Origin of the sequence: Nocardioides aquiterrae (genome assembly GCF_039526625.1) — a bacterium.
Classification (GTDB): domain Bacteria; phylum Actinomycetota; class Actinomycetes; order Propionibacteriales; family Nocardioidaceae; genus Nocardioides; species Nocardioides aquiterrae.
The window spans coordinates 79,406-96,007 of sequence record NZ_BAAAJE010000030.1 but is presented as its reverse complement, the minus strand read 5'-3'; the positions used below and the strand labels follow the sequence as shown (position 1 = coordinate 96,007).

Sequence of the window (16,602 nt, the reverse complement as noted above, 5' to 3'; positions counted from 1 at the left end):
GTCAGCTCACACGTCGGGTGCGTACAAGAATGTCCTTGCGCATGCCGCCACCGTAACCGCCCGGGCCTCCCGTCCGCATCCGAGTGTGGCACGCGTCCCACGATCCGGGACAGCGGTCTCACTCCCCGGAGGCCTCCCGGCCGTCGGCCGTGCACACGCAGACCTTGTTCCCGTGCGCGTCCGCGAGGATCCAGAACGCCGGCGCGTGCTCGTCGGTGACCAGCGTGCCGCCCGCGGCGACCGCCGCGTCGACCCGCTCCTCGGCCACCTCGCGCGGCACCACGATGTCGAGGTGGAAGCGCTGCTGCGCCTCCCCCGTCGCCCCGGGGGCCTCCTGGAACCACAGGGTGTTGTTGCGGCCGCCCGGGTCCGTGACCTCCGGCCACTCGCCGTGGTCCTCGTAGGCGAGCACGGCCCGCCAGAACGGCTGCACCTCGGCGGCGTCCGGGACGTCGAGGGCGAGCTCGAGCGTGGACACCTCGCGGGGCGCCGCCTCGACGCCGAGCTCGGCCGCGATCTCGGAGATGCGCCGGGCCAGGGCGACGTCGCGGCTGGTGACGCCCTGCACGTCGTGGCTGTGCAGGTCGACGTCGACGTGCGGGTAGGTCAGCACGACGTCCGGGTGGTGGTCGGCCGCCTCGGCCGCCTCGGCGATCCGGGTGACGAGCTCGAGGCCCCGGACGAAGCTGCCGGTGCGGAACCGCGCGTGCAGCCGCATCAGGAAGAACCGCCAGTCGGCGAGCTCCTCGGCCTGCACCTGGGGGTAGCGAAGCACCTGCTTCGGGTCGTCGCTCATGGCAGCACCACCTGTCCGATCGGTCCGGGGTTGTAGGCGACCTCCCAGCGATACCCGTCCGGGTCGCCGAAGTAGCCGGTGTAGCCGCCCCACTCGCGCTCGACCGGGTCGCCGACCGGGTCGGCGCCGGCGTCCCGGGCGGTCGCGAGGACGGCCTCGACCTCCTCGCGGGTGGCGACGTTGTGGGCGAGGGTGATCGGCGCGACGCCGTTCCCTCGGACGATCGGGCCGACCTCGGCCTCGAACGCCGCCTCGTCCCACAGCGAGAGCACGACGTGCTCGCCGACGCGGATCATCAGGACGTCACCGGGGACGAACAGCGCCGGCTCCCAGCCGAGCCGGTCGACGTAGAACACGCGGCTGGCCTCGACGTCGCGCACGGCGAGGGTCACGAAGCTGATCCGCTGGTCCACGTGGTCCACCCAAGCACCCGCCGCCGACCCCTAGTCCGCGACCACCGGCGGCAGCGTGACGACCTGGCCCGCGTAGCTGAGGCCGGCGCCGAACGCGATCAGCAGGGCGGTGTCGCCGGGCTTCGCCTCCCCGTTGCGGACCATCGCCTCGATCGCCAGCGGCACCGACGCGGCCGAGGTGTTGCCGGAGTCCTGGATGTCGCGCGCCATCGCGATGCCCTCGGGCAGCTTGAGCTGGCGGGCGAGGAGCTCGGTGATGCGCAGGTTGGCCTGGTGCGGGACGAACGCGTCGAGGTCGGTCAGCTCGAGCCCGGCACCGGCGACGGCCTCGCGGGCCACGTCGGCCATCGCGAACGGCGCCCACCGGAAGACCTGGGTGCCCTCCATCTGCACCACCAGCGGGTGGTCCGGGTCGAGCTCGTCGCAGCGCACCGACTGCGTGATCACGTGCGACTGCGAGCCGTCGGAGCCCCAGGCGACCGGACCGATGCCCGCCTCGTCCGCCGGACCGACGACGGCGGCGCCGGCGCCGTCGGCGAAGATGAACGCGGTGCCGCGGTCGGTCGGGTCCATGAACGTGCTGAGCCGCTCGGCGCCGACGACGAGGACGTGGCCGGCGTTGCCGCCGCGGACCAGGTCCGAGCCGACCGACAGCGCGTGGCAGAAGCCCGCGCACCCGGCGGAGACGTCGAACGCCGCGGCCCGCGAGCCCAGCCGGTCCGCGAGCAGCGGCGCCGCAGCGGGCGTGTGCTGGACGTGCGTGGACGTCGCGAAGATGACCGTGCCGAGGTCGCCGGCCGCCACGCCGGACGCCTTGAGGGCGCGCTCGGCCGCGATCGTGGCCATGTCGAGCAGCGACTCGTCCTCCGCGGCGTACCGCCGGGTCCGGATGCCCGACCGGGTCTGGATCCACTCGTCGCTGGAGTCCAGGACCTCGCAGATCTCGTCGTTGGTCACGATGCGCTCGGGGCGGTACACGCCGAGCCCGAGCATCGCGGTCGCGGCCGCACCCTGTCGCTGGTTGATGGTCGTCACAGGCGAAGGCTACGACCCCCACCCGCGGGCGTGTCACTCACTGGGTGAGGGTCTGTCCGTAGGCCCGGCTACCGTGCGCCTCATGGCGCCGGCCGACCACTACCCCGCGGCGAGGCTGGTTCCGTACGACCCGGCGTGGGAGCGCCGGTACGAGCAGGTGGCGCACGACCTCATGGGTGCATTGGGGCCGGGCTGGAGGATCGAGCACGTCGGCTCGACCTCGGTGCCGGGGCTCGTCGCGAAGCCCGTCATCGACCTCGCGCTGGCGATGCCGCCCGGCGCGCACCTCGCCTCCTTCCAGGAGGTGTTCCACCGCCTCGGCTGGAGCGGTCCGTCGCAGGCAGGTGACCATCAGGCGCTCGCCCGGCACGAGGACGGGGTGCGCGAGTCGATCGCCCATGTCTTCCCGGCCGACCGGTGGGACGAGGCGCACGTCCGGCTCTTCGCGGACTGGCTGCGCAGGGACGACACGACCCGCGACCGGTACGGCGAGCTCAAGCTCGAGCTCGTCCGCCGCGGCGTGTGGGGCCCCGCCTACACGGAGGCGAAGACCGCGTTCGTCGAAGAGGTCGTGAACCGTGCGCGAGCCGCCCGAGGATGGCCGCCGGTCTCGCCATGACAGGCAGTGCGCGCTTCCACGGCCACTGGGTCGTGTGCCTCACGCCGCGCTATAGCGCGTTCTCAGGCACACGACCCGAAAGCCACGAACCGTAAGCCGGGCGCCGACCGCAACCACGTGTCCACCGTCCCCGTCGCTGCCACTGCGGTCGCAACCCCACGCGAACCGGAAGGTGCTGACAGTCCGGTGGTTCCGTCAGCCCGTCAGCCCGTCAGCCCGTCAGGCCGTCGAGGACCTCGCGAGTCCGCTCCAGGCCGCGCTCGACCTCCTCGAACGACGTGGAGAGCGGCGACAGCCCGATCCGCAGCCCGCCCGGGTCGCGGTAGTCAGGGATCACGTCCTGCTCCCACAGCGCCGCGGTGACCTCGCGCATCAGCGGGTGGTCGAGCGTCACGTGCCCGCCGCGCAGCGCGGGGTCGCGTGGCGATGCCACGACGACGCCGCGGCCCGCGAACAGCTCGTCGGCCACCTCGATCGCGTACGACGTCAGCGCCACCGACTTCTCGCGCACGGCCGCCATCCCCACCTCGTCGATCAGCTCGACCATGTCCTGGACGGCGAGCATCCCGACGATCGGCGGGGTGCCGGACAGGAACCGCCGGATCCCGGCGGCGGGTGCGTACGTGGGGCCCATCAGGAACGGGTCGACCGCACCCATCCAGCCCTGGATCGGCTGGGTGAGCGAGTCCAGGTGGTGGCGGGCGACGTAGCAGAACGCCGGCGAGCCGGGCCCGCCGTTGAGGTACTTGTAGGTGCAGCCGACGGCCAGGTCCACGCCCCAGTCGTCGAGCGCCAGCGGCACCGAGCCGGCCGAGTGACAGAGGTCCCAGAGCACGAGCGCGCCGGCGTCGTGGGCGATCCGGGTCAGCTCCGGGAGGTCCGCCAGCCACGCCGAGCGGTACGCGACGTGCGAGAGCACGACCAGCGCGGTGTCCGGCCCGACGGCGGACTCCAGCAGCGACGCGGTCACGCCGGCCGCCCGGTCCACGTCGATCCAGCGCAGCGTGAGCCCGCACTCGCGCGCGACGCCGTCGGCGACGTACCGGTCGGTCGGGAAGTTGTCGCGGTCCACGACGATCTCGGTGCGCCCCGGCCGCGCCGCGACCGCCGCGCGCATCAGCTTGTAGAGCAGCACGGTCGTCGAGTCGCCGATCGCCGCCTGACCGGGCGCCGCGCCGAGCACGACCCGGCCGAGCTCGTCACCGATCGTGCGCGGCAGGTCGAACCAGCGCTCGTCCCACCCCCGGATCAGCCGCCCGCCCCACTCCTCCTCGACGAAGCGCGCGAGCCGCGGGCCGGTGACCTTCAGCGGCCGGCCCAGCGAGTTGCCGTCGAAGTAGACGAGCGGCGAGTCCGCGCCGACGAAGCGGTCGCGGTACGACGCGAGCGGGCCCTCCTCCGGTCGAGTCACAGCCGCACCGCGGTCAGGTCGCGCACCGACGCGTACCGCTCGCGCACGAACGGCGTCGGCTCGACCTCGGTCTCGACCACGTCGGCCAGCGGCCACGCCGGCGCCTCGGCCGCGCCGGCGAGCACCCACGCGGCCTGGCGGGCGGCCCCGCGCGCGACGTACTCCCCCGGCTGCGGGACGGTCACCGGCAGCCCGAGCACGGCGGACGCGATCTCGCGCACCGCCCGCGAGCGGGCCGCGCCGCCGACCAGCACCACCCGCTCGACCGGCGTGCCGAGCGCACGGACGGCGTCGACCGCGTCGGCGAGCCCGCAGAGCATGCCCTCCACCGCCGCCCGGGCGAGGTACGCCGGGTCGGCGGTCTCCAGGCGGAGCCCGTGGATCGCGCCGGTGGCGTCCGGCCGGTTCGGGGTGCGCTCGCCCTCGAGGTAGGGCACCAGCGCCATGCCGCCCGCGCCGGCGGGCGCCGACAGGGCGAGCTCGGAGAGCTTCTCGTGGTCGGCGCCGATCATCCGGGCGGCCGCGTCGAGGACGCGCGCGGCGTTCATCGTGGCCACCAGCGGCAGGAACCGCCCGGTGGCGTCGGCGAAGCCGGCCACCGCGCCGCTCACGTCGCCGACCGGCTTCTCGGCGACCGCGCAGGCCACCCCGGAGGTGCCGATCGAGACGATCACGTCGCCGCTGACCGCGCCGAGGCCGAGGGCCGCCGCCGCGTTGTCACCCGTGCCGGGGCCGAGGATCTGGCCGGCCGGCGTGCGGCCGGCCTCCTCGGAGGGACCGAGCACGCGCGGCACGATCACCTCCCGGCCCAGTGCCAGCGTCAGCAGGTCGGGGCGGTACTCCCCCGTCAGCGGCGACCAGTAGCCGGTGCCGCTCGCGTCGCCGCGGTCGGTGACCAGCGCGTCCAGGCCCGGAGCGCCCATCAGCTTCCACGTCAGCCAGTCGTGCGGCAGGCACACGGCGGCGACGCGCGCGGCGTTCTCCGGCTCGTGGTCGCGCAGCCACCGCAGCTTCGTCACCGTGAACGACGCGACCGGCACCAGGCCGACCGCGTCGACCCACGGGCCCGGTCCGCCGAGCTCCTCGATCAGGTCGCGGGCCGCCTGCGCGGAGCGGGTGTCGTTCCAGAGCAGCGCGGGGCGCACCACCTCGCCGTCCTCGTCGAGGCAGACCATGCCGTGCTGCTGCCCGCCGACCGCGATCGCCTCGACGTCGTCGAGGCCGCCCGCGGCGGCGACCGCCTCCTGGAGCGCGTTCCACCAGTGGCCGGGGTGCACCTCGGTGCCGTCGGGGTGGCGGGCGGTCCCGCTCCGTACCTGCTCCCCGGTCTCGGCGTCGCAGACGACGACCTTGCAGGACTGGGTGGACGTGTCGATCCCGGCGACCAGTGGCATGCGGCGATTCTGGCAGGCTGCGAGCATGCGCGACCCCGCCGGACCCGCCCTCGTCCTCGAGCACGGCCCCTACCGGGCGGAGGTGGTCAGCGTCGGCGCCGGCCTCCGCTCGCTCCAGCACGCCGGGCGCGACCTGGTCGCCGGCTACGCCGCCGGGGACGTCTGCCCCGACTACCGCGGATGGGTGCTGCAGCCCTGGCCGAACCGGATCGGCGAGGGCCGGTACCGGTTCGGCGGGGTGGACCACCAGCTCGCGCTGACCGAGCCCGAGCGCGGCAACGCCCTGCACGGACTGGTCGGCTGGGTCCGCTGGGACGCCCACCACCCGGACGCCGCGCGCGCGTCGTTCCGCCACCAGCTGGTGCCGCAGGCCGGCTACCCGTTCGCGCTCGACCTCGACGTGCACTACCGCCTCACCGATGCCGGGCTGCACGTCACGCTGGAGGCGGCCAACGCGGGCGACACGCCCGCGCCGTACGGCGCCGGCTTCCACCCCTACCTCACGATGGGCCGCCCTGCCGACGAGCTCGAGCTCACGCTCCCGGCGGGCACGTGGTGCCCGATGGACGACCGGGGTCTGCCGGGGCCCCCGCAGCCGGTCGACGGCACGCCGTACGACTTCCGCGAGCCGCGCGCCATCGGCGACCTGCGGATCGACCACCCGTTCGGCGGCCTGGTCGGCGACACCGCGACGCTCCGCCTCGCCGACCGGTCGGTGACCGTCACCCTCGGCGAGGGCTGCACCTGGCTGCACGTCTTCACGTGCGACACCCACGACCCGGCCCGGCAGGCCGTGGCGATCGAGCCGATGACCTGCCCGCCGGACGCGTTCCGCAGCGGCACCGACCTGGCGGTGCTGGAGCCCGGCGCGACGCACCGGACGTCGTTCACGATCACTGGTAGCTGACGAACCTCACCGTCGGGCGCAGGGCGCGCACGGCACGGGCGCCCATCAGGTCGACGTCCTCGTCGTAGAAGAGCTTGAAGCCCAGCGTGAACTGCTGCGGTCGGGCGACCGTGTGGAAGGTGGCGCGCTTCTGCCGCCGGGTGCCGAACCCGTCGACGTGCTGGACCATCGCCAGCCCCGGGCGGCGGACGACGTCCTCGATGTGCTCGACCATGTCGACGCGGAACTGGTGCAGGACGAACAGCTTCTGCGGCAGGTCCGCGCGGCGCGTCAGGCGCGACAGCCACCGCGACGTGCGGTTCACCTCGCGCGCGCCGACCTGGCCGATCGTCTGCGCGGGCACCTGGTGCGGGCCCATGCGCCACTCGGGGTCCAGGGCCAGCCCGACCCACGGGTCGCGCAGCGCCCACTCCCAGCGCTTCGCGACCTCGAGGAAGCCGCTGCGCCCGGGCTGCAGGTCGAGCAGCAGCAGCGCGCGGTTGCGGTGCGCCGCCCGGACGTAGGTCTCGACGACCGACCGCGGCACGTCGTGGCTGTAGTCGCCGTCCGGGCCCGGGCTGCCGTCGGCGATCGTCGCGATCAGCTCGTACACGTGCCGCAGCGGCCGGCCGGGACGGCGGAACGGAGCCGCGGCGCGGTGCAGCCGCGCGTCCATGGTGTCCGGGTCGCTCTCCCCCAGCACGCCCATCGCCGGCGTCTGCCCGGTGCCGTAGTACGCGACCAGGAAGTGGCCGCCGCCGAAGACCTTCGTCCCGCCGTCGGGCAGCGGGACGGGCCGGTCACCGGGCGCGCCTCCGTGCGTCGGCGTGGGGGTCTCGGCGGGCGCCTCCTGAGGGGCGGCGGAGCCAGGCGTCTCGACGGGCTCGACCAGCGTCAGGGCGTCCGCGTCCTCCTGCCCCACGCCCCAGGCGACCACGAGCAGGGCGACCAGCAGGAGCAGGACGAGGACCAGGACCGGGCCGCGGTTGTCCGGCTGGTCGGGCATCCACTCAGCCGGTGATCGCGCCGTGCGCCGCCGACTGGACGATCTTGGCGTACTTGCCGAGCACTCCGCGGGTGTACTTCGGCGGGTTCGGGGCCCAGCCGACCTTGCGCTTCTCCCACTCGTCCTCGTCGCCCATCTCGACCTCGAGCAGCCGGTTGGCGACGTCGAGGGTGATGGTGTCGCCGTCCCGGACGAACGCGATCGGGCCGCCGTCGACGGCCTCCGGCGCGATGTGGCCGACGCACAGGCCGGTCGTGCCGCCGGAGAACCGGCCGTCGGTGATCAGCAGCACGTCCTTGCCGAGCCCGGCGCCCTTGATGGCGCCGGTGATCGCGAGCATCTCGCGCATGCCCGGGCCGCCCTTGGGGCCCTCGTAGCGGATCACCACGACGTCCTTCGGCTTGATCTCGCCGCGCTCGAGGGCGTCCATCGCGGCCCGCTCGCCGTCGAAGACGCGCGCGGTGCCGGTGAAGACCGAGTCGTCGAAGCCGGCGGTCTTCACGACCGCGCCCTCGGGGGCCAGCGAGCCCTTGAGGATCGTCAGCCCGCCGGTCTGGTGGATCGGGCGGTCGAGCCTGCGGATCACGTCGTCGTCGAGGTCCGGCGGCGACAGCTCGGCGAGGTTCTCGGCCATCGTCTTGCCCGTGACCGTGAGGCAGTCGCCGTGCATCAGGCCGGCGTCGAGCAGCGCCTTCATCACGACCGGGATGCCGCCGATCTTGTCGACGTCGTTCATGACGTACTTGCCGAACGGCTTGAGGTCGCCGAGGTGCGGCACCTTGTCGCCGACCCGGTTGAAGTCGTCGATGGTCAGGTCGACGTCGGCCTCGCGCGCCATCGCGAGCAGGTGCAGGACGGCGTTGGTCGAGCCGCCGAGCGCCATCACCACCGTGATCGCGTTCTCGAACGCCTCCTTGGTCATGATCTGGCGGGCGGTGATGCCGTGCCGGAGCAGGTTGACCACGGCCTCGCCGGAGCGGTGCGCGAAGCCGTCGCGGCGCCGGTCGACGGCCGGGGGCGCGGCGGAGCCGGGCAGCGACATGCCGATCGCCTCGGCGACCGCGGCCATCGTGTTCGCGGTGTACATCCCGCCGCAGGCGCCCTCGCCGGGGCAGATCGCCCGCTCGATCCGGTCGACCTCCTCGCGGCTGATCTTGCCGGCCAGGCACGCGCCGACCGCCTCGAAGGCGTCGATGATCGTGACGTCCCGGCCGTCCACGTTGCCCGGCATGATCGAGCCGGCGTACAGGAAGACGCTGGACAGGTCGAGGCGCGCGGCGGCCATCATCATCCCGGGCAGCGACTTGTCGCAGCCCGCGAGCAGTACCGACCCGTCCAGCCGCTCGGCCATCATCACGGTCTCGACCGAGTCCGCGATCACCTCGCGGGAGACCAGCGAGAAGTGCATGCCCTCGTGGCCCATCGCGATGCCGTCGGACACCGAGATCGTGCCGAACTCCAGCGGGTAGCCGCCCGCCGCGTGCACGCCGTTCTTGACCGCCTGCGCCAGCCGCTGCAGCGACAGGTTGCAGGGCGTGATCTCGTTCCAGCTGGAGGCGACGCCGATCTGCGGCTTGGCGAAGTCCTCGTCGCCCATGCCGACGGCCCGCAGCATGCCGCGGGCCGCGGCCTTCTCCAGTCCGTCGGTGACGTCGCGGGATCGGGGCTTGATGTCGGGGCCGGTCATGGCCCAGAGCGTAGTGGCGAGCCACGGCCGTGAGGTCCCCACGGTCACGATGTGACCGCCGAGGTCACGCCTCCGGGGCATGACCACCGACACCACCGATACCGGCCCCAGGAACACCGCCAGCCGGACCAACCAGGAGCTCGCGGCCGAGCTGGTCCGCTTCCTGGAGACCAACGTGCCCCCCGAGGGGCTCTTCGCCGACGACCTCTTCACCGACTTCACGATGCCGCTGTGGCGGCTGCAGGCCGAGGGCCGCGACGCCGGCGTGCGGATCCGGACCGACGGCCACCCCGGCGGCGGCCGGGTGCCGCGCACCCGGCTCGACGACACCTCCACCGGCTTCCTGCTCGAGGTCGAGGAGGAGTGGGAGGACCGCGGCCAGACCTGGTACTGCCGCGAGCTGATGCGCTGCGACGTCACCGACGGCACCGTCACGCAGATCTCGGTGTACTGCACCGGCGACTGGGACGAGGCCACGGTGGCCCGGCACCGGGAGACGGTTGCGCTGTCCCGGCCGTGAGACCGCCCTACGATGCGCTCATGTCCGGCAGGCGCGAGCAGCTGGTCGCGGCGTTCCGGGAGGCCCGGGAGACCGGTGACCCGGCGCTGCTGGCCGAGGCCGCGCTCGCGCTGCCGCGCGGCCAGGGCTTCGGGGCGCACCCGGGCGAGGTCCCGGCGTACCTCCACGAGGCGCTGCTCGCCGCGACCGACGACCGGACGCGGGCCCGGCTGCTGGCCGGGCTCGCGCGGGCGTGGGTGTACGGCGGCGAGGCGGCCCGGGCGGCGGACTTCGCCGCCGGGGCGCAGGAGCTGGCCGCGGGCCTCGACGACCCGGCCCTCACCGCCGACGTCCTGGACGCCGCGCTGCTCGCGCGCTGGGGTCCCGACGACTTCGCGGAGCGGGTCCGCCTGGCCGCCCGGCTGGAGACCGTGAGCGCGCACCTCGCCGACCCGGAGGCACGGCTGACCGCGCACCTGTGGCGGCTGACCACGGCGTGGGAGTGCCTCGACCTGGTCTCGGTACGGCGCCAGCTGCGCGGCCTCGAGCTCCTGGACGCCGAGGCGGGGTCGCCGCGGGTGACGTTCTTCGCGCGGTCCCGGCAGGCGATGCACGCGCTCGTCGCCGGGGACCTCGACCTCGCCGCCGCGCTGCTCGACGAGGTGGTCGAGGTGGGCCGGACGCTCGCCGAGGCGGACGTCGAGGCGGTCGTGCACAGCCTCGCCGCCGACCTCGCGCGGCAGCGCGGCGACACCGGCGCGCTGCGGGCGGAGGCCGCCGGGTTCGAGGGGTACGGCGACGCGGAGGGCATCGTCTCCGTGCTCGCCGAGGCCGCGGTGTTCTGGCTGGACGCCGGCGAGCCGGACCGCGCCGGCGCCGTCGTCGACCGGCTCCCCCGGCCGGCCGAGCTCCCCGAGGACGTGGACCTGCTGCTCACGGTCAGCTGCGTCGCGTACGTCGCCGCCGCGACCGGGCGCGCCGACCTCGCCGCCGAGTGCGCGGACGTGCTGACGCCGTACGCCGGCCGGGCGGTGCTCAACGCGGCCGCCGTCTCGTTCCACGGGGTGGTCGACGACGCGCTCGCCCGCGCGACCGACGACCCCTCCCGGCAGGCGGCGGCGCTGGCGGCGTACCGCCGGATCGGCGCCCGCTGGTGGGCCGACCGGCTCGGCGCTCCGCCGGCCGCCGCGGCGCCCGTCCGGCGCCGGGCCCACCTCCGCCCCTCGGGCGAGACCTGGACGGTCGGGTGGGAGGGCGCGACGTTCCCGCTGCCGGACCTGCGCGGGCTGCACCACCTCCGGCAGCTCCTCGCGAACCCGGGCGTCGAGGTCGCGGCCGCCGACCTGGCCGGGGCCGCCGGCGGGCCGCGCGACGCCGACCTCGGGCCCGTGCTCGACGACGCGGCGCGCCGCGCGTACGGCGTCCGGCTCGCGGAGCTCGACGCCGAGATCGAGGAGGCGGACGCCTGGTCCGACACCGGCCGGTCGGAGCGCGCGGTGCTGGAGCGGCAGGCGCTGCTGGAGGAGCTCGGCCGGGCGACCGGGCTCGCCGGCCGCGACCGGCGCTCCGGCGCCACCGCCGAGCGGGCGCGGACCGCCGTGCGCAAGACGATCGCCGCCGTCCTGGCCCGGGTCGAGCGGCGGGACCCGGCCTTCGCGCGGCTGCTGCGCGACACGGTGCGCACCGGCACCGTGTGCGTCGCCGAGCCGGACCCGGCCCGCCCGGTGGCGTGGGTCCTGTCGGCGGAGTCGCCCGCCCCCTAGCCTCGTGGTGTGACCTCTCCCCTGAACTGGCAGGACCAGGCGGCCGTGCTGTTCGACCTCGACGGCGTGATCACGCCGACCGCCGAGGTGCACATGCGGGCCTGGTCGGACATGTTCAACGACTTCCTCTCGTCGTGGGAGGGCGAGGGCGACACCGCGCCGTACACCGACGTCGACTACTTCGCGCACGTCGACGGCAAGCCGCGGTACGACGGGGTCCGCGACTTCCTGTCCTCGCGCGGGATCCCGGCGTCCGAGGAGCTCGTGCGCGAGCTCGGCGACCGGAAGAACGACGCGTTCAACGTGGTGCTCGCGCGCGACGGCGTCGCGCCGTACCCCGGCTCGGTGCGGCTGCTCGACCACCTCGCGGCGCTCGGGGCCCGGCTCGGCGTGGTCTCCTCGTCCGCGAACGCCCCCGCGGTGCTCGAGGCGGCCGGTCTCCTGGACCGGTTCGACACCGTCGTCAGCGGGTCCGTCGCGCACGACCTCGGCCTCGCGGGCAAGCCCGCGCCGGACACCTTCCTGCACGCCGCCTCCGAGCTGGGCGCGACCCCGGAGCGATCGGTGGTGCTCGAGGACGCGGTGTCCGGGGTGCGCGCCGGCCGGGCCGGCCGGTTCGGGCACGTCATCGGCGTCGACCGCGGCGCGGGCGAGCAGGCGCTGCGCGAGGCCGGCGCGGACGTGGTCGTCGCCGACCTCGCCGACCTGCTCCCCGGCGAGGCTGCCCAGCAGGTGACAGGGTGAGCCGCCGGACCGTCGGCGCGAACCCGATGGACCACGGCCGCTTCCCGATCGACCCGTGGGCGCTGGTCGAGACCAGCTACAGCTCCGAGGACATGGGCGTGACCGAGACGCTCTTCGCGGTCGCCAACGGCTACCTCGGCATGCGCGGCAACCCCGAGGAGGGGCGGCCGTCGTACGCGCACGGCACCTTCGTGAACGGGTTCCACGAGACGTGGCCGATCCGGCACGCGGAGGCGGCGTTCGGGTTCGCCCGCACCGGCCAGACGATCGTCAACGCGCCGGACACCAAGGTCCTCAAGATCTACGTCGACGACGAGCCGCTGACCTTCGGGACCGCCGACCTCGAGCACTACGAGCGGCGGCTCGACTTCCGCGACGGCGTGCTGCGGCGGCGGCTGCTCTGGCGCACGCCGTCCGGCAAGCGGGTCCGCATCGACTCGACGCGGATGGTCTCGATGACGCAGCGTCACCTGGCGGTGATGACGCTCGAGGTGGAGGTGCTGACCGGCGACGCGCCGATCGTGATCTCGTCGCAGATCCTCAACCGCCAGGACGGCATGGACGAGTACCGCATGCCGCAGCAGCTGACGACGGCCCTCGACCCGCGCAAGACGGCCGTCTTCGCCGAGCGGGTCCTGGAGCCGCGGATGAGCTACGCGAGCGACGACCGGATGCTGCTCGGCTACCAGTGCGCCCACTCGGGCATGCGGCTCGCCGTCGCGGCCGACCACGTGCTCGAGACCGACGACGAGCACGAGATCCTCCACCGCGCCGACGACGACCAGGCGAAGGCGGTGTTCCGGGTCGACGCCAGGCAGGGCCACCCGCTGCGGCTGACGAAGACCGTCAGTTACCACACCTCGCGCGGCGTGCCGGTCCGCGAGCTCTCGGACCGGTGCGACCGGACCCTCGACCGGGTCAAGCGGCACGGGGTCGCGCAGTACGTCGAGGACCAGCGCGCCTGGTACGCCGACTTCTGGGCCGGCGCCGACGTCGAGATCGGCGGCGAGACCGACGGCGAGACCGACGAGCACCGGGCGGTGCAGCAGGCGATCCGCTTCAACCTGTTCAGCCTCGCGCAGGCCACCGGGCGCATCGACGGCCTCGGCGTACCGGCGAAGGGCGTGACCGGCTCCGGCTACGAGGGCCACTACTTCTGGGACACCGAGATCTACGTCGTCCCGTTCCTCAGCTACACGAACCCCGAGATCGCGCGGAACGCGCTGCACTTCCGGTCGCTGATGCTGCCGGCCGCGCGCGAGCGCGCCCGCGAGATGGCGCAGAGCGGCGCGATGTACCCCTGGCGCACCATCAACGGCGAGGAGGCCTCCGCGTACTACGCCGCCGGCTCCGCGCAGGTGCACATCAACGCCGACATCGCCTACGCGCTGATCAAGTACGTCGCCGCGACCGGCGACGAGGGATTCCTCGTGCGCGAGGGCATCGACATCCTCGTCGAGACCTCGCGGATGTGGGCCGACCTCGGCTTCTGGCGCAGCAACGGCGAGCCGTCGTTCCACATCCACGGGGTCACCGGGCCGGACGAGTACACGACGGTCGTGAACAACAACCTGTTCACGAACGTGATGGCCCGCTTCAACCTCGAGCAGGCCGTGGCCGCGCTCGCGTGGATCCGCGACCAGCACCCCGACGACTACGTGCGGGTGGTCTCACGGCTGAAGCTCGACCCCGCCGAGGCCGAGGAGTGGCAGCGCTGCGCGGACGGGATGACGATCCCGTACGACGAGGGCCTGGGCATCCACCCGCAGGACGACTACTTCCTCGACCGCGAGGTGTGGGACCTCTCGCAGACGCCGGACGAGCTGTTCCCGCTGATGCTGCACTTCCACCCGCTGGTGATCTACCGCTTCCAGGTGCTCAAGCAGGCCGACGTCGTGCTCGCGCTCTTCCTGCAGGGTGACCGGTTCACGCTCGAGGAGAAGCGGGCGGACTTCGAGTACTACGACCCGATCACCACCGGCGACTCCACGCTGTCCGCGGTCGTGCAGTCGGTGATCGCCGCCGAGGTGGGCTACCACGAGGCGGCCCTCAACTACTTCCACCAGGCGCTGTACGTCGACCTGGTGAACCTGCACGGCAACACGGTCGACGGCCTGCACGTCGCGTCGTGCGGCGGCGTGTGGAGCGCGCTCGCGTTCGGCTTCGGGGGGATGCGGGACTACGGGGGCCGGCTCAGCTTCGACCCCCGCCTCCCGGTGACGTGGGACCGGCTGACGTTCCGGTTCTGCTGGCGGGGCACCCGGGTGCTGGTCGAGCTCACCACGGACCGCATCCGGTTCTCCGTGGTCGCGGGCGACGACCCGGTCCCGCTCACCGTGCGCGGCCTCGAGCACGTCGTCGCGCCGGACGCCCCGGTCGAGGTCGAGCTCGTCGACCAGGGCGAGCGGATCGACGGCCTGCTCGGCGACCGGCCGATCGTGGGCGGCCAGCGCGCCGACGGCAGCACGATCACCGCCGGCGTGCCCGAGCCCATCCACCCGCCGGACGAGACCGACGCCACCACCGGCGAGATCCCGGTCCCCCTGCTCGACGCCCCCTCCCTGGCGCCGCAGGTCCCGCAGAGCTGACCCGCCGCGCCGACGTTTGCACCCGGTGGCGCCCGGGCACGTAGGGCGGGGCCTTTTCCACCGTCTCGGCACCGAGGAGTCCGGATGACCAGCGCTACCGAGGACCTGCAGGACACCGGGCCCAACCTCAAACGCCACGTCGGCGTCGTCGGGCTGCTGTTCGCCAGCGTCGGCTCGATCATCGGCTCCGGGTGGCTCTTCGGCGCGCTCAACGCCGCCCAGCAGGCCGGCCCCGCGGCGATCATCTCCTGGGCCCTCGGCGGCGTGATGATCCTGCTGATCGCGCTGGTGTACGCCGAGCTGGGCACGATGTTCCCGCTGTCCGGCGGCGTCGTGCGGTTCCCCCACCTCGCGTTCGGCTCCTTCGCCAGCTACACGGCCGGCTGGATCACCTGGGTCGCGGTGGCCACGACCGCACCGATCGAGGTGATGGCGGCGCTGCAGTACGGCACCAAGTACGCGCCGTTCACCGCGGAGCACACGGTCAACGGGGAGTCGGTCTACACCCTGACCGGCCTCGGCTACGTCGCCGCGGTGCTGCTGATGGCGGTCTTCGTCATCGTGAACTACTACGGCATCAAGTGGTTCGCGCGGATCAACAACGTGCTGGTCGGCTGGAAGATCTTCATCATCCTGCTGGTGATCGCGGCGTTCCTCGTCACCGCGTTCCACGGCGAGAACTTCACCAGCCACGGGTTCAAGCCGGAGGGCTGGCACGGCGTGTTCACCGCGATCGCGACCTCCGGGATCGTGTTCTCCTACCTCGGGTTCCGCCAGGGCATCGAGCTCGCCGGCGAGACCGACAACCCGCGCCGCAACGTGCCGCTGTCGGTGATCGGGTCGGTGCTCATCACCGGGCTCATCTACATCGCCCTGCAGTTCGCGTTCATCGGCGCGCTCGACCCGGGCACCCTGTCGGACTCCGGCGGCTGGGCCGACCTCAGCTTCCAGAACGACTTCGGTCCGCTGGCCGCGCTCGCCACGCTGCTCGGGCTGAGCTGGCTCGCGATCTTGCTGTACGCCGACGCGATCATCTCCCCCGGCGACACCGGCCTGATCTACACGACCGTCACCTCGCGGATCTCCTATGCGATGGCCCGCAACGGCAACGCGCCCCAGGTGCTGGCCCGCACGACCAGCCGCGGCGTGCCCTTCATCTCGCTGCTGGTGACCTTCTTCGTCGGCCTGATCGTGTTCCTGCCGTTCCCCAGCTGGCAGCAGCTGGTCGGGTTCATCACCTCGGCGACCGTGCTGTCCTTCTCCTCCGGGCCGCTGGTCCTGGCCGCGCTGCGCAAGCGGCTCCCCGACCAGGAGCGCCCGTTCCGCCTCCCCGGCGGCCACGTGATCCCGGTCCTCGCGTTCTGGGCCTCGAACCTGATCATCTACTGGTCCGGCTGGGACATCGTGTGGAAGCTCGCGGTCGCCGTGGCGATCGGCTTCGTGCTGCTGCCGATCTACCACGTGCTCGGCCAGGACACGCCCAAGCTGGACCTGCGGGCCGGCGCGACCTGGGTGGTCCCGTGGCTGCTCGGCCTGCTGGTCATCTCGTGGCTCGGCAACTACCCGGAGCCGGCGGCCGGCAACCAGATGATGCTGAGCTTCAGCACCGCGATCCCGATCATCTTCGTGTTCTCGGTCGCGATCTACGTCCTCGCCTACCGCTCGCCGCTGCCGACCGCCGAGATCGAGGAGCACGTCGAGCGCTCGCGCGCCGAGTCCGAGCTCGAGGAGCAGGAGCTCGACCGGGCCTGACGGGGTCCG

General features: G+C 73.5%; 14 protein-coding genes. 7 read left to right on the top strand and 7 right to left on the bottom strand.

Translation table 11 applies throughout. The features are described 5' to 3' along the window. Window positions 1–118: 118 nt before the first annotated feature. From ABD086_RS22790 to ABD086_RS22780, 3 genes are read right to left on the bottom strand one after another with little or no spacing between them, the layout of a single operon-like run. Window positions 119–796, bottom strand: coding sequence for a 4a-hydroxytetrahydrobiopterin dehydratase (locus ABD086_RS22790; protein ID WP_343910509.1), 678 nt, complete (start codon window positions 794–796; stop codon window positions 119–121). Continuing rightward, on the bottom strand, window positions 793–1,218 hold the full coding sequence (locus ABD086_RS22785; protein ID WP_343910507.1) for a VOC family protein: 426 nt from the start codon (window positions 1,216–1,218) through the stop codon (window positions 793–795). Before ABD086_RS22785 ends, ABD086_RS22790 begins: the two co-directional genes overlap by 4 nt. Before the next feature lie 21 nt (window positions 1,219–1,239). Then, a complete protein-coding gene (locus tag ABD086_RS22780) occupies window positions 1,240–2,244 on the bottom strand; it encodes a beta-ketoacyl-ACP synthase III (protein WP_343910505.1) in 1,005 nt (334 codons plus the stop codon). 82 nt (window positions 2,245–2,326) lie between these two features. Here ABD086_RS22780 and ABD086_RS22775 point away from each other — a divergent pair, with 82 nt between their 5' ends. Further along, the gene (locus tag ABD086_RS22775) at window positions 2,327–2,863 is read left to right on the top strand and encodes a GrpB family protein (RefSeq protein WP_343910503.1); all 537 of its coding nucleotides are present in this window, start codon (window positions 2,327–2,329) and stop codon (window positions 2,861–2,863) included. Between the two features lie 211 nt (window positions 2,864–3,074). Here ABD086_RS22775 and ABD086_RS22770 read toward each other — a convergent pair whose 3' ends face one another. Continuing rightward, a complete protein-coding gene (locus ABD086_RS22770; protein WP_343910501.1) occupies window positions 3,075–4,274 on the bottom strand; it encodes a kynureninase in 1,200 nt (399 codons plus the stop codon). Next, on the bottom strand, window positions 4,271–5,668 hold the full coding sequence (gene xylB, locus ABD086_RS22765; RefSeq protein ID WP_343910499.1) for a xylulokinase: 1,398 nt from the start codon (window positions 5,666–5,668) through the stop codon (window positions 4,271–4,273). The genes ABD086_RS22770 and xylB overlap by 4 nt, the downstream gene beginning before the upstream one ends. A 25-nt stretch (window positions 5,669–5,693) precedes the next feature. On the opposite strand from xylB, the gene ABD086_RS22760 reads away from it, so the two are divergent. After that, window positions 5,694–6,575 carry an aldose 1-epimerase family protein gene (locus ABD086_RS22760; RefSeq protein WP_343910497.1) on the top strand — a complete coding sequence of 294 codons (882 nt, stop codon included), beginning with the start codon at window positions 5,694–5,696 and terminating at the stop codon, window positions 6,573–6,575. Here the strand turns inward: ABD086_RS22760 and ABD086_RS22755 are convergent. After that, window positions 6,562–7,560, bottom strand: a complete 999-nt coding sequence (locus ABD086_RS22755) for a hypothetical protein (RefSeq protein ID WP_343910495.1) — start codon at window positions 7,558–7,560, stop codon at window positions 6,562–6,564. The genes ABD086_RS22760 and ABD086_RS22755 overlap by 14 nt on opposite strands. A gap of 4 nt (window positions 7,561–7,564) precedes the next feature. Then, on the bottom strand, window positions 7,565–9,247 hold the full coding sequence (gene ilvD, locus ABD086_RS22750; RefSeq protein ID WP_343910493.1) for a dihydroxy-acid dehydratase: 1,683 nt from the start codon (window positions 9,245–9,247) through the stop codon (window positions 7,565–7,567). A gap of 79 nt (window positions 9,248–9,326) precedes the next feature. On the opposite strand from ilvD, the gene ABD086_RS22745 reads away from it, so the two are divergent. The 5 genes from ABD086_RS22745 (at window position 9,327) to ABD086_RS22725 (ending at window position 16,593) form a co-directional block, all read left to right on the top strand. Further along, on the top strand, window positions 9,327–9,767 hold the full coding sequence (locus tag ABD086_RS22745) for a hypothetical protein (protein ID WP_343910491.1): 441 nt from the start codon (window positions 9,327–9,329) through the stop codon (window positions 9,765–9,767). 20 nt (window positions 9,768–9,787) lie between these two features. Then, window positions 9,788–11,509: a hypothetical protein gene (locus tag ABD086_RS22740; protein WP_343910489.1), complete on the top strand. Its 1,722-nt coding sequence runs from the start codon at window positions 9,788–9,790 to the stop codon at window positions 11,507–11,509. Window positions 11,510–11,518: 9 nt separating this feature from the next. Further along, complete coding sequence (locus ABD086_RS22735; RefSeq protein WP_343910487.1) at window positions 11,519–12,253, top strand: HAD family hydrolase; 735 nt, start codon at window positions 11,519–11,521, stop codon at window positions 12,251–12,253. Window positions 12,254–12,279: 26 nt separating this feature from the next. Further along, window positions 12,280–14,841 carry a glycoside hydrolase family 65 protein gene (locus tag ABD086_RS22730; protein ID WP_343910909.1) on the top strand — a complete coding sequence of 854 codons (2,562 nt, stop codon included), beginning with the start codon at window positions 12,280–12,282 and terminating at the stop codon, window positions 14,839–14,841. Window positions 14,842–14,925: 84 nt separating this feature from the next. After that, window positions 14,926–16,593 carry an APC family permease gene (locus tag ABD086_RS22725; protein WP_343910485.1) on the top strand — a complete coding sequence of 556 codons (1,668 nt, stop codon included), beginning with the start codon at window positions 14,926–14,928 and terminating at the stop codon, window positions 16,591–16,593. The last annotated feature ends 9 nt before the right edge of the window (window positions 16,594–16,602 follow it).

Bases quoted from the DNA above. Each gene is read 5' to 3' on its own strand.
- ABD086_RS22755 (WP_343910495.1), bottom strand. From the start codon at position 7,560: ATGCCCGACCAGCCGGACAACCGCGGCCCGGTCCTGGTCCTCGTCCTG.
- ABD086_RS22760 (WP_343910497.1), top strand. From the start codon at position 5,694: ATGCGCGACCCCGCCGGACCCGCCCTCGTCCTCGAGCACGGCCCCTAC.
- ABD086_RS22790 (WP_343910509.1), bottom strand. From the start codon at position 796: ATGAGCGACGACCCGAAGCAGGTGCTTCGCTACCCCCAGGTGCAGGCC.
- ilvD (WP_343910493.1), bottom strand. From the start codon at position 9,247: ATGACCGGCCCCGACATCAAGCCCCGATCCCGCGACGTCACCGACGGA.
- ABD086_RS22775 (WP_343910503.1), top strand. From the start codon at position 2,327: ATGGCGCCGGCCGACCACTACCCCGCGGCGAGGCTGGTTCCGTACGAC.
- xylB (WP_343910499.1), bottom strand. From the start codon at position 5,668: ATGCCACTGGTCGCCGGGATCGACACGTCCACCCAGTCCTGCAAGGTC.
- ABD086_RS22740 (WP_343910489.1), top strand. From the start codon at position 9,788: ATGTCCGGCAGGCGCGAGCAGCTGGTCGCGGCGTTCCGGGAGGCCCGG.
- ABD086_RS22745 (WP_343910491.1), top strand. From the start codon at position 9,327: ATGACCACCGACACCACCGATACCGGCCCCAGGAACACCGCCAGCCGG.
- ABD086_RS22725 (WP_343910485.1), top strand. From the start codon at position 14,926: ATGACCAGCGCTACCGAGGACCTGCAGGACACCGGGCCCAACCTCAAA.
- ABD086_RS22730 (WP_343910909.1), top strand. From the start codon at position 12,280: ATGGACCACGGCCGCTTCCCGATCGACCCGTGGGCGCTGGTCGAGACC.